Source organism: Parabacteroides gordonii MS-1 = DSM 23371, from assembly GCF_000969825.1.
GTDB classification, from domain to species: Bacteria; Bacteroidota; Bacteroidia; order Bacteroidales; family Tannerellaceae; genus Parabacteroides; species Parabacteroides gordonii.
The window spans coordinates 1396283-1409829 of record NZ_KQ033920.1 but is presented as its reverse complement, the minus strand read 5'-3'; the positions used below and the strand labels follow the sequence as shown (position 1 = coordinate 1409829).

Below are 13547 nucleotides of genomic sequence, written 5' to 3'. Positions count from 1 at the left end.
ACAGATAAGTCGGCTGATGATAGGTTATTTTCAAAGAACACTTTCCTAATCTCTTGCCAAAGAGATGTTTACGATGCAACCTTTACGGGCGCACATAGATATTATAAATGGAAAGGCAGAGTATATGTGCATCGTAAAGTCAGTTTTAAAGTTTCTCCCAATACACTTTCGTTGGGGGAAACGGGAAAACTGAATATTTTTCCATGGGGGAAGGATACAGTCCGTTTGACTCAATTCGTATTACACAGGCATTCCCGATGTATTGTACATGACTATTTATACTGCAATTCCGGAATTAGTATTGTCGTAGCAGCGAATGGACGGCTGGAAATAAAAGAAGCTATTATGAATAACAATGCTCGTATTTATTGTACGACCCATATCGAGATAGGTGAGGAGGTACTTATAGGGGATAATGTAAGTATTCGGGATACGGATAATCATCAGATATTTTATGAAGGCCACGAACAGGAGGTAAACAGTCCGGTCATAATAGAGGATCATGTATGGATTGGGATCAATAGCACCATACTTAAAGGTGTCAGGATTGGAAAAGGTGCCATTATAGCAGCAGGGGCTGTGGTCACCAAAGATATTCCTGCTGGCTGCCTGGCCGGAGGAGTTCCTGCGAAAGTACTCAAACAGAATGTTTCATGGAAATTTTGAAAGAAAAATATAAACTAAACTCAAATATTGTATGAATAAAACTGAATTAGCAAAGGAGATCGCATCCCGTATGTCTACTACTGTTTCTGAAACATTGCAATTTCTGAACACGATGAACGAAGTGGTAAGTGAAACAATTTCGCAGAATGAATCTGTGATGTTACAAAACTTCGGGCAATATATGCCCTGGAAGCAAGTGGCACGTCCGGGACGTAATCCGCGTACAGGAGAAGATTGTATGATCAGTAAGCGGATAAGTGTGAAGTTCAAACCGGGTAAAGGATTGATAAAGAAATTGAATCCGCAATAATTATCGAATATAAGTATGAAAAGATATAATATCCTTTTAGGAGTGTTTTTTATTGCTTACCTACTGTCCGCCTGTGGCTCGGTGAAAGATATCACCTATTTGCAGGGAGATGGATTACTGAAGAAAACTGCCATTGCGGATACATTCGACCTAAAGATACAGAAGGATGATTTACTGGATATTGTGGTAAGTTGTATTGAACCTGAATTACTCCGGCCTTTTGTCCAGCAATATGGAGGAGGTAATTATAGTAGCGGAAATTATGGTGGAGGTTATGATGGAAACTATAATGGAAATGTCGGATACAACCGCGGATACCTGGTGGAAGTGGATGGAACGATTAATTATCCGTTGCTGGGGAAGATAAAGGTTGCCGGCTTGACCCGCCGGGAAGTGGTCGATCTCATTGAAGGGAGATTGAAAAAGGAAGGTTATATAGAAGATCCTATTGTAACAGTCCGTTTTCTGAATTTCCGTATATCTGTTTTAGGAGAAGTAGCTCGTCCCGGTACTTATAATATCTCATCCGAACGGATCACGCTGCTCGAAGCACTGAGCATGGCGGGTGACCTGACAATCTATGGAAAACGCGACCGGGTGGCCGTAATACGTGAAATAGACGGAGAACGTATTATCCTGTACCATGATCTACGATCGATCGATGTCTTCCAGTCACCTAATTATTATCTGAAACAAAATGACATGATTTATGTAGAGCCAAACCGTGTCAAGGCGGAAGCCAGTAAACAAAATCAATTTACAAATGTCGGAACTTGGATGTCTATTCTCTCTTTCCTGTTTTCGATGAGCGTACTGATCTTTAAATAAAAAAACATGAAAGAACAAATACCTTATACCGAGAAGTTGAATTTAAACGGAGAGTTTAATATCCGCACGATTATAGATGTTCTTTTTTCAAAATGGTATTGGTTTGTTATCTCTGTGTTGCTTTGTCTGATAGTGGCTTATGTGTATTTGCAAACAGTTCCTACAGTCTATAAACGGCAGGCAATCGTTATGCTGAAGAAACAATCCAATACGGAAGAAGCATTTATAGAAAAACAACTCTTTAACCAGAATTATGATGTAAACAATGAGATGCAGGTTTTTAAATCCCGTTCATTGATGATGGAAGTCGTACGCCGTTTGTCGCTTGACCGGGAATACTCGTTAAAACAAGGTCTAAGAAAGAAAATACTCTATAATGATTCACCTGTCCAGGTGGAATTCCCGGATTCAACTTTGTCATTACCCGTTACTTTTACGGTTATTCCCATATCGTCGACGACCTATCAGGTGACTGATTTTCCGGATGACGAGGATCGGATAACAGAGGAACATTTTGGTCAGGAAGTACAAACATCGGTAGGAAAGATAGTTGTAAACCTATCTCCCCTATTGGGTGAAGTCTATTTCGGTATACCTATACAGATTTCCTGTATTACGGAAGAAGCGGCTATCGCATCCTGCTTGTCGAGATTGGAAGTGGAACTGGCGGAGAGGGAGGCGACACTTATGGCTCTGAAATACCAGGACACGAATCCGGAACGTGCGGATGCTATTCTGAATACTTTGATTGATGTATACAATGATGAAGCTATCCGTGATAAAAATCTGATCATTCAGAATACGGGTGTTTTTATCGATGAGCGTCTGGCTATTATCAATGATGAACTGGGTGGGGTGGATAGTGATATCGAGAACTTTAAAAAAAGGAATCAACTGGTTGATCTCACTTCGGAGGCTGGGCTTTTTGTTAGCGACCGTAGCCGGTATGAACAGGAAGAAATAGAGTTGGGAGGCCAGAAGGAGTTAGTAAGGCTGATCCGCGAATATCTTCGGGATCCGATAAAAGAATGGCAGTTACTTCCGGTAAATAGCGGCATTATGGATACGGGCGTAGAAGAGTTGATTGCTGAATATAATGCTATCCTGTTGGTCAGAAATAAGCTGAAAGAGAAGGGAAATCGCAGTCCGGTTGTCAAAGAAAAAGAAGCTGACCTGAAGGCTTTGCGCGTGACCATTCTGAAAGTGCTGGATAACCTTCAGCATGCTATGTCACGGAAATTGTCGGACGTACGCAGCCGGCTTGCCAAAGTAGATGGATGGATTGCAACCGTTCCGACACAGGAGAAATATGTCTTAACGGTGGAAAGACAACAAAAGATTAAAGAGGAACTTTATCTCTATCTATTGAATAAGCGGGAAGAAAATGCGTTGAGCATAGCTACGACTAATAGTAATGTCCGTGTTATCGACTGGGCTTACGGAATTGGTGTTGCCGGAACGAACAAGATAGTGGTTCTGCTGGGAGCGTTTTTAATAGGCCTGATTATACCGGGATTAGTCTTTTATTTGCAACCGATGCTGGACGTAACCGTACGGGGGCGTAAAGATATCACAGACAACCTCACCATTCCATTCCTGGGAGAGATTCCCTACCGTCACAGGAAAAAACAAGGGGTAGATACAGCTAAGCATGGTCATGACGGTACATCGGAAGCTTTCCGTATCGTCCGTACGAATATTGATTTTATGTTGGATAAGGACAAAGGAGCACAGGTTATCATGTTAACTTCCTCTAATCCAGGTGCTGGCAAATCGTTCATCTCTTTAAATCTAGCTATTTCCCTGTCACAGACAGGAAAACGAGTGATCCTGCTGGAAATGGATATACGTAAAGGTTCAAAGAGGGAACCGGGTGAAAGTATTTTACCGGGTATTACGAATTATCTGGCCGGCAGGGTTAATGAATTCAAGCAGTTGATCCGCCCTTATAAAAACAACAGCGATTTTGATGTAATTACTTCCGGACCTATTCCGCCCAATCCTTCCGAACTGTTGCTGACTTCGCGCCTGGATCAGTTGGTAGCCGGCTTGAGGGAACAGTATGATTATATTCTGGTTGATACAGTTCCTTATGGGCTGGTAGCTGATGCCCAGATAATCAGCCGTATTGCAGACTTGTGTATTTATGTGATCCGTGAGGGAGTGATGGATCGTAGACAATTGCCTGAAATAGAGAACTTATATACAAGTGAAAAATTACCAGGTATGTCGGTTTTATTGAATGGTGTATGTAACAAACATGCCGGATATGGGTATGGTTACGGATACTACGGCTATGGCTATTATGGATATGGTTATGCATCTGATTCTAATTCAAAATAAATAATAATAATAAACTAACTAATTTGATTATGAAAGCTCTATCTTGCTTTATGCTTCTTTTTTGTTTGAACGTAGTTTCTGTATTTGCTCAGGTGGAGCAGGAATCTTCCGGAAATACGAATCCGGATATACAGGTTTCGCAAACCGGGGATAACAGTAGTTATTGGACAGTCTCTTTGTCCGGAGGTGCAACTTTGTATCAGGGAGAATGGGATGGTGACATGAAGAAAGCAGATTTTATAACTCCTTATGGCAAACTCTCTGTTGCCCGTTGGTTTTCATCAGTGTGGGGACTTCGTATGCAATTGGACGGAGGTGTGTTTAAAAACGGTGCAGTGAAAGTAAAAGAAGTCGATTCCGATGGCAAGTTTTATTTTGCGGATGGCTATGTGGAATTTATTACCAATGTAATGAACTGGGGAGCCGAAAAGAACTCGAATCGTCCGGTGTCTGTTTTTTTGTATACAGGGGTAGGAGGTGCCTGGACACCTTCCCGGAATGAATTCTCTGCAAAATTTTCTCCTGCTATGATTTTGGGAGGACAGGTGAATTTTCGTCTGACAGACTTTTGGAGTGTTGCTTTGGAAATGGATGGTACGATCGTGAGAGATAAGTTCAATAGCCATACCGGTGGCCGTAAACTGGAAGGATATATGGGGGTTACTGCTGGTCTGGTCTATCGTTTTTCTCAAAAGTGATCGAATGAAGATAAAGACGTATGTGATAAATATGAAAGAGTCTGTCGTTCGCAGAAATGCCTTGTTGTCTGAAGTTACCAAGTATCCGTGTATGGATGTGGAAATAGTGGAAGCAGTTAACGGCAGAAGAATGTCTTCAGAAGATGTAAAAAAGAACTTTGACGTTTTAAAATTCACTTATCGGTACCGGCGAACTCCCAAGCGTGGTGAGATTGGTTGCGTGCACAGTCATCGGGAATGTTACAAAAGACTATTGGCGTCGGATGAAGAGTTCGCTTTGGTACTGGAAGATGATGTAGTTTTTTTTTATCCGGAAAGAGTGGATAGCCTGATAAAAGAGATGGCTGGAAAAATGAAAAGTGCACAACCTCATATCATCTCTTTTACTACACATGCTATTTATTACACCAAAAGTGTCCATCTGGTCGATAACTTCTCTTTTTACAGGCTTTGGGATGCTTATGGTGCATGTGCTTATCTGATCAACAAGAAGGCTGCGGAGCGATTATTGAAAGCATCGCGTCCTTCTATTGTTGCCGATGATTTTACACATATGAAAAGGATAGGCATACTGGCTGAAGGGATCTATCCTACGTTTATTTCCGGAGGCTCCAGCATCGATAAGCCATCTGAAATACAGGATGATTGTACGGATTATGTCCGTTTATCGGATTTACCGTTTCGGTATCAGTTAAAACATTGTTGGACACGATTTTATTGTGAACTGTTGCTGTCTGCAAAGATCTTGTCTTTCAGGAATTACTTCAAAGACCGTAACTGATCCGCATTTATGGTATTACCATTTTTATGTCAAAAATAAATATCAATTCAAATGAATAAATTATATCTGATTTTACTGGTTGCAACTTTTCTTTTTGTTACAAACTTATTTGCAGAATCAACAGACAATAAAGGCAATGACCAACCGATCTTTACTGTTGCCATACTCTCGGATCTTCATAACCAGCAGGATCTTATCAGTGGGAGTATTGAGAATGTCCGTCTGCGGGGAACAGTTATCAATACGATAGAAAGGATTAAGAAAGAAGAGAATATAGATCTGCTTGTTATGAACGGTGACTATACCAGCGATGTCTCGATACCGAAAAGTAATTGGGAAAGAGTCCGCGAATTGATGCATGAAGCCTCTTTAGAAGCTTTTCAGGACGATGCAAAGAATAAACCGGTACTTTATATTAACGGGAACCATGATTATGAAGTAGGGAAAGATGTCTGGCAGGGAGAAGGCTCCGCCAACTATAATGCGGGTGACTTCTACACTTTCCCGATGAAAACGAATGTAGGTGAACTCGACGAAAAAGATTGTTTTTATGAGAAGACATTGGATGGTAAATATGATTTGCTGGCAGCCTTCCATTATGTCATTAATGGTTTTGATTTTGTATGTTTAAATACAGGGAAATTTTTGTACCAGAGTGCTATAAATTATCAGTATTCCATTGAATCAGTAACCTGGTGTAAGAATAAACTGGAGGAGATATGTAAAGACGATCCTGATAAGACGATATTCTTTATGGCTCATTTCCCTTTTGCCGATTCCAAAAGCATTCATGTTCATGGAAATAAAGGATTGAATCCTGTCGAATCGACTGTTTTACTGAAATCGACCCTCACTAAATATAGGAATCTGATTTATATTTACGGGCATGATCATGGGGGAGACAATGCATACATACGGACGGAAACAGCTCAACGGGTTACCCAATATGATTCGAACGGAAACTGGTATGTGGAAACAGACCAGAATGAATCAGGAACCCTGTTTTGTATTAAAGATTTATGCAATAAATATTTAGGTTATGGTGATTCGAATATTAATTTGTTGGAGAATGAAAATATATGTACCGTTTCCTCTGTAAATAACGGGATGTTCAATATAAAGATTAATGACGGGATTACCCCTCATCTTTATTTCAGTACAGGATCTAAGATGTTTTCTGTAAATCGTGAGGCAAAAGACCTGTTTTTATATGAAATTGTTTCAACGGATGGAGGAGAATCGAAAGCTACTCAAGTATCTTCTGTAGAGGATGGCAAACAATACCTGATCGTCTTTAAGGATAATGAAGAGTACCATGCACTGACAAATGAGAAGAACGGGAAAAGTGGTGCTGATCGCCGTTTGAAATCGGTCGTTGTATCGGTGAGCGGAACAGATGCTACTTATTTTGACTCTAACCTTGGTGATGATTATTCTGCTATATGGACGATTGCTGGAAAAGAGCGTGGAACTAAAAGCTTTTGCTCCTCATTTGCCGGGTCGATGCGTTATTATGGCAGCACTATCGATGAATATGCCAGTATTAGAAATTCCCGGCTTATTCAGACCCTGATCGTATATGTATATAAGGATCGTGTTGTTTTACAGATGAAGAATTATGGTGAAACAGGTCTGTTAAACGGAATTACAATTGCTGAAACACCTGCTCCGTTTATCAGTGAACGGCTTGTTAGTAATACGGGAGTTGATTATAAGTTTGCTGTTGCATCCGAAAATGAACAGGAAGGAACAGTAAAAAGTAGTCATGAAACCGGAAGTCAGAAAGAGAACACGAAGATAACCGTAACGGCTAAAGCCCTGGATGGATTTGTATTTGAAAAATGGATAAATGAAAAGGGAGATTTGCTTTCAACGGAAAACCCATATGCGTTTAGCTTAACAAGGGATACGGCTATTTATGCCAGATTTAAGAAAGTCGAAATTCCCCAACCTGTTCATTATGATTTTATTCTTATTCCCCCTACTGAAATAGTTGGTTCGGTAAGTAGTAAACCAGATCCGGGACGTTTGGAAGAACGAACCACAATCACTGTAACCGCAACTCCCAAAAGTGGATTTGTTTTTGATAAGTGGGTTAATGGAAACAATATAACCCTTTCAACTCAAAATCCGTATAGGTTCAGTTTGACCGGCGATATGATTGTCTATGCTGAATTTAAAGAGAATCAGAATCCCGGGCCTGTTTATTACGATTTTGTAATTATTCCCCCTACCGGAACAGTCGGTACTGTAAGTAGTTATCCCGGACCGGGACATTGGGCAGAACGAACTAGGATCACTGTAACAGCAACCCCTCAAGAAGGATTTGTTTTTGAGAAATGGACAAATGGATTAAATGAAACCCTCTCGACTCAAAATCCGTATTCATTTATTTTGGATGAAACGAATGCACTTATTTATGCTAACTTTAAAAGTGCGGAAATAGATACGGGCGTTGAGGATATCCGTACAGGATCTCCTACTGTTTCCGTCAGGGATCATATGTTGCATGTGGACAATATTTGTGCCGGATCGAAGATTGTCGTAATGGATATGGCCGGACGTATTTTAAGTACGAATGAATCGAAAGACGACTATATCCGTATGCCCTTGTCGGAAAAACAAATATATATCGTAAAAGTCACTTATCTGAAAACCGATTGGATCTTTAAAGTAATCGGATAAAACCGGAGTGCATCATTTATGAAGTTTATGAAGAACCCCTTCTTCTTTTTTAAGAAGAGAGGGGAAGGGGCTGATGTCCCTTTGAATAATCGCAAACGAGTGACGATTGTAAATAAATATGGTGCACGACATCCTTCGGCAACAGGCTATCCGATAAGGAAACTGGCAGATTACTTGTTTGCGGAAGGAATTGAAGTAACTGTTGTTTCTATTCACGTCGACTATAATGGGAAAATGCCTGCCGATGAAGATATTTTACCTTATCGTACGATTGAGCTCAAGGGATTGTATAAAGGTAGAAATAATCTGATCCGTTTAGCTGTTAACCTGATAGACGGTTGCCGGTTGATGTTGCGTTCCATGTTTTTACTGCGTCATGATCTGAAGATTGTAATGACTGATCCCTCTTTGTTGAATGCTTGGGCGGTTCTACTACGTCCTTTTTATCGTAGTCGCTTAGTCTTTTGGACGATGGATCTGTATCCGGAGGCTTTTGTTTCCGCTGGTTTAGTCTCTAAGGATAATTGGGGGTACCGTTTGCTGTTTACGTTTGTTTATAGTCGTGTTCCCGATTTCCTGATAGCATTGGGAGAGCAGCAATATCGCTATTTATGTAAGCAATATAGATGCGATTTTATACCTCATATTATTCTTCCCTGCGGAGTTTATGAAAACGAACCGTCGGTTGTTCCTTCCTGGCGTATCGACAATGAAGATAAGATCATTTTTTGTTATGCCGGTAATATGGGGGAAGCGCATAACGCCGCTTTTCTGCTGGAGTTGATCGATCGGTTAGAACCAGAAAAACATATTATGTTGCTTCGGTTGTATGGTTGTAAAGCGAGGTCTATATTAGATCGTGTCCGTAATTATCCTGTTGTCCGCATCTTGGATTATCTGCCACAGGACGAAGTGCAATATGTCGATGTGAATGTAGCCTCTTTACTTTCAGCCTGGAGCCATATCTGTGTCCCTTCGAAAGTCGTAAGTGCCATCTGTGCCGGTACCCCGGTCTTATATAATGCCCATCAGGAATCGGATGGAGCCTGTATGTTCCCTGATGCCGTCTGGTTGGTTTCAGACCGGGAGAATACCTCAGTCGTAGTTACGCAGTTTCTGGATCAGATATCACCGGAAACAATAAATATGAAGAAAGAAATGGCCCGGAAGTATGCCAGAGAACTGGTAGGCATGGAAAAGCAGAGTTTATTAAGATTTCTGGACGTATTAAAATAACAATCTCCTGCAGCTGTATGAAACCGGAATATAGTAACGACATAAAAGTCGACCTGTCGAAATATCGGAATAAATTGAGCCTGAAGAATAAACTGGGCCGTGCAGCCTGGAATGTGGTTCGTATCATAGCCTTCCGGCCATTCGGTTTGTTTTTATTCGATCCCTGGCGGTTATTCCTTCTACGTTGTTTCGGGGCAAAATTACATCCTACGGCAAAAGTCTATTCCTCTGTAAAGATTTGGGCACCGTGGAATCTGGAGATGGAAGCTTATTCTTGTCTGGGGCCGGAGGTGGATTGCTATAATCCGGCATCGGTAAAAATAGGCAGGCATTCTACCGTTTCTCAAAAGAGTTATTTATGTGCTTCTTCACATGACATAACCCATAGCGCTTCTCCACTGATCATTGCCCCGATCATAATAGAAGATCAGGTTTGGGTAGCGGCAGATTCATTTGTCGGTATGGGGGTAACGATCGGTCAGGGTGCGGTAGTCGGTGCACGTGCCAGTGTATTCAAGGCTATAGCCCCGTGGACGGTAGTAGGAGGAAATCCGGCAAGAGTATTGAAAAAACGAATAATTGAAACTGATTAAGTTTTTAAGATGATGAATATCTTATTCTATAATACATATCCGATAGATCCTGAGCATGGAGGAACTGAACGTGTTACAGACCTTGTGGCTCATTATTTAAAATCGATTGGATATACTATTTATTATTTAGTGAGAGTTGATATGGGAAAGTCCCTGGAAAATGCAGATATCCGTACCTTCTTTTTGCCGGATTCTGCCCGTGGGGATTCTCCTGAAAATATATCTTTTTTAGATCAGTTACTGGAAAAACTGCAAATAGATATATTGATAAATCAGGATGTCTGGAACGATGATGTGTATTTGTGTAACCATAAGGTACTAACGACAGAAACAAAGATCGTTTCCACCATTCATACTTCTATAGACTCCGGATTCCGCAACTTTAACGAGTTATGTAAATTAGAATATTCATGGAGCAGTCCGGTGCTTAGTACCAGGTCGTTGCTGCGCCGTATTCGATTGCCTTATTTTAAGAAACGCATCTATAGGCTGAAAAAGAAGAAGATGAATTTTATGTATCGGTATACGGATACTATTGTTGTTTTGTCTCCCCAATATATTGATGAATTTGAAGAACTGATCGGAATATCCTCTTCAAGTAAAATAGTATCCATACCGAATCCTCTTACTTTTTCGAATATAGAGGTAAGAACGATGGATCAGAAGGAAAACTGTATTTTATTTGTCGGGCGCCTTTCTTATCCGGAAAAAAGGGTTGATCGCCTGTTATATATCTGGCATAAAATACAGAACAGGCTTCCGGGCTGGAAATTGGAGTTAGTTGGAGATGGAAAGGAAAGGAGGGATCTGGAAATTCTGGCTGAAAAACTTGGACTGAATAATGTCTTTTTTCATGGTTATCAGTCTCCGTTAGCGTATTATGCCAAAGCAAAGATCGTATCATTGGTATCAAATTTTGAAGGGTTTAATATGTTTATTCTGGAAGGGATGCAGAATGGTTGCGTCCCTATTTCTTTTTCCAGTTTTGCTGCAGTTACAGATGCAATAACAGATGGGGAAAATGGTTACCTGATAGAGCCGTTTGATCTGGATACGTATGCGGAAAAATTATATGAACTGGCTTCAAATCCCTCTCTTTTGAGTAAAATGCAGTCTAACGCAGTCCGGGCTGTCGAACAATATAGTATTGAAAAAATAGGACCTGAATGGCTTGGTTTGTTCCAGTCGTTATTAAATAAATAGAATCTCTTTCGTATGAATATAAAAGTATCCATAATTATTCCGGTATATAATGTCGATCCTTATCTGGAAACCTGTTTATCATCATGTATCAACCAGACTTTCCGGGATATAGAAATTATAGTAGTAAATGATGGTTCCACCGATACCTCTTCCCGGATCATAGCCAAATATGCAGCCGTTGACGAGCGTATAGTAGTGGTAAGTAAAAAGAACGAAGGATTGATCTATGCCCGTAAATCCGGACTGGATATAGCCAGGGGAGAATATGTCTATCATCTGGATGGTGACGATTATATCGAGAGCGATGCCATAGAAATATTATATCGAGAGATCATAAAAAATGATTCCGACTGTGTGATAGCTGGTTTTAACCGGATATTCGGTGATGACAAACAGGAATATTATTGGGATAAACGGATGAACGGTTTGTCGGGGCAGGAGCTGTTGACATTTATGATCGGCATGGGATTATGGCCTATCTGGGGAAAACTGATACGGAAATCATTATTCGATGAAATAGTGTACAGAAAGATTTTTATAGGGGAAGACCTCTATTTGAATATGCAGATAATATTGAAGGTGAAGGAGCTCGTGGTACTTGATATCTGTTTGTATAACTATGTCTGGAACGGAAATTCCGTAACAAGGAAAGTAGATGAAAAGACGTTAGGTTTATCGATGGAAATGCTTGAGTCTGTGTGGTCTCTTCTGGATATTTATCCTTATGAGCCACGAATAAAAAAGCAGATTTGTTATTTGTTTATTTCCCCTCTAGTGGAAGCAATAAAGGGTAACAGAACGGAAGTAATCAGTATATTGAAAAAATATTATTGGAGTAAGAAGGAAATCAGAACCGATTTATGGAAAGATGAAAGAACTTTTTATTTCATGTGCGGAGGTTATATACATGCTCCCCGGATGATAAGCTTCGGGGCCAGGCTTGGGTCTAAGGTAAAAGCTATATTGAGAGGGCTTAAAAATGGCTGATCAAATATATATATGTGTTACGCCTTTTTTTCCGACACCGGACTCTTTCAGAGGGCCTTATATTTATGATCAGGTGAAAGCGATCCGGCGGACAGGTAAATATGATGTAATGGTTTTCAAACCGACAACATTGAACGATAAACGGGACAGTTATGAATATGAAGGAATAACAGTTCATTTATTTCCGTCTGTTCAGATGCCTTCTTTCTTCTTCAATGGCTTGAGTAACGGGTTTAATTGCAGCATGTTTCTGAAATGTATTGCCCGGTTGGAACTGGATATAAGCCGGATAGCTGTAGTACATGGACATACCTCTTCGTTTGCCGCTTATGGGATCGCATTGAAAAGACTGAATCCCCGCATCCGGACATTGGTACAACACCATGACCGCGATCCTTTTACGATACGGAACGGACGCCTGGCAAAGATGAAGCCGAATCTCTATTATCGGGCTAAAACAAATATCGCATTGTTCAACCGGGTGGATTGCCATGTCTCTATAAGTCGTGTGGTTGAAGATAATTTATTGTCATTTCCACGTCCCGGTAAATATGAGAGTTATCCTTCTTATCTGGAGACACTCGAAAAGGCCAAACACTTGCCTTCAATTTCTCCGAAACACTCATTGGTACTATATAACGGAGTGGATCTGACAAAATTTTATCCCATAGAAGGGAGGAGGGATAAGACAATATTTAAAATAGGCTGTATCGGAAATTTTCATCATCTGAAAAGTCAGATCACATTGGTGAAAGCAGTAGAGCTCTTACTTCATAAAGGTTACAGACAACTCCGGATCTCTTTTATCGGGACAGGCCCATTGTTCGACGAATGCCGGGCATATGTGGCCGGACATAGTCTTTCCGGTTATATCCGGTTTGAAAAGGAGGTGCATCATAGAGAGTTGCTGACTTATTATAATTCATTGGATTTATTTGTATTACCAACCTTTTATGAAGGATTTGGCTGTGTTTTTACAGAAGCTTATGCCTGTGGCGTACCTTTTATGCTTTGCGAACATCAGGGAGCCTCTGAATATATAGCCGATGTGGAAAAGGACAAATGGCTTTTCCCAAAAGAGGATTATGAACGCTTGTCTTTTCTTATAGAGCAATACATGCAGCATCGGTACGTACAGAAACTAAAATATCCGTATGATATAAACGTGCTGGTTTCCAGTTTTTTGGATCAGTTGGATTCTGTAACCCATACGTAAG

At 40.5% G+C, this 13547-nt stretch carries 12 protein-coding genes; all 12 read left to right on the top strand.

All coding sequences use genetic code 11. From position 1 onward, the window contains the following. The first annotated feature begins 345 nt into the window (after positions 1-345). Genes HMPREF1536_RS28290 through HMPREF1536_RS27740 form a run of 12 tightly spaced genes read left to right on the top strand, consistent with a single transcriptional unit; the run spans position 346 to position 13546 of the window. Complete coding sequence (locus HMPREF1536_RS28290) at positions 346-666, top strand: acyltransferase (protein WP_052349872.1); 321 nt, start codon at positions 346-348, stop codon at positions 664-666. A 31-nt stretch (positions 667-697) separates the two neighbouring features. Continuing rightward, on the top strand, positions 698-976 hold the full coding sequence (locus tag HMPREF1536_RS22955) for an HU family DNA-binding protein (RefSeq protein ID WP_028728828.1): 279 nt from the start codon (positions 698-700) through the stop codon (positions 974-976). Positions 977-991: 15 nt separating this feature from the next. Next, positions 992-1804, top strand: coding sequence for a polysaccharide biosynthesis/export family protein (locus tag HMPREF1536_RS22950; RefSeq protein WP_044192854.1), 813 nt, complete (start codon positions 992-994; stop codon positions 1802-1804). A 6-nt stretch (positions 1805-1810) separates the two neighbouring features. Further along, positions 1811-4147: a GumC family protein gene (locus tag HMPREF1536_RS22945; protein WP_044192853.1), complete on the top strand. Its 2337-nt coding sequence runs from the start codon at positions 1811-1813 to the stop codon at positions 4145-4147. Between the two features lie 29 nt (positions 4148-4176). Continuing rightward, a complete protein-coding gene (locus HMPREF1536_RS22940; protein WP_028728825.1) occupies positions 4177-4845 on the top strand; it encodes a hypothetical protein in 669 nt (222 codons plus the stop codon). A gap of 4 nt (positions 4846-4849) precedes the next feature. Beyond that, positions 4850-5626, top strand: coding sequence for a glycosyltransferase family 25 protein (locus HMPREF1536_RS22935; RefSeq protein ID WP_028728824.1), 777 nt, complete (start codon positions 4850-4852; stop codon positions 5624-5626). Positions 5627-5677: 51 nt separating this feature from the next. Continuing rightward, positions 5678-8311: an InlB B-repeat-containing protein gene (locus HMPREF1536_RS22930; protein ID WP_028728823.1), complete on the top strand. Its 2634-nt coding sequence runs from the start codon at positions 5678-5680 to the stop codon at positions 8309-8311. A gap of 18 nt (positions 8312-8329) precedes the next feature. After that, on the top strand, positions 8330-9547 hold the full coding sequence (locus HMPREF1536_RS22925; RefSeq protein WP_028728822.1) for a glycosyltransferase family protein: 1218 nt from the start codon (positions 8330-8332) through the stop codon (positions 9545-9547). Between the two features lie 17 nt (positions 9548-9564). Continuing rightward, the gene (locus HMPREF1536_RS22920; RefSeq protein ID WP_028728821.1) at positions 9565-10140 is read left to right on the top strand and encodes an LbetaH domain-containing protein; all 576 of its coding nucleotides are present in this window, start codon (positions 9565-9567) and stop codon (positions 10138-10140) included. Positions 10141-10149: 9 nt separating this feature from the next. Continuing rightward, positions 10150-11343, top strand: coding sequence for a glycosyltransferase (locus HMPREF1536_RS22915; RefSeq protein WP_028728820.1), 1194 nt, complete (start codon positions 10150-10152; stop codon positions 11341-11343). A 12-nt stretch (positions 11344-11355) separates the two neighbouring features. Beyond that, positions 11356-12330, top strand: a complete 975-nt coding sequence (locus tag HMPREF1536_RS26770; protein WP_052349871.1) for a glycosyltransferase family 2 protein — start codon at positions 11356-11358, stop codon at positions 12328-12330. Beyond that, on the top strand, positions 12323-13546 hold the full coding sequence (locus tag HMPREF1536_RS27740; protein ID WP_028728819.1) for a glycosyltransferase family 4 protein: 1224 nt from the start codon (positions 12323-12325) through the stop codon (positions 13544-13546). The genes HMPREF1536_RS26770 and HMPREF1536_RS27740 overlap by 8 nt, the downstream gene beginning before the upstream one ends. Position 13547 lies beyond the last annotated feature (1 nt).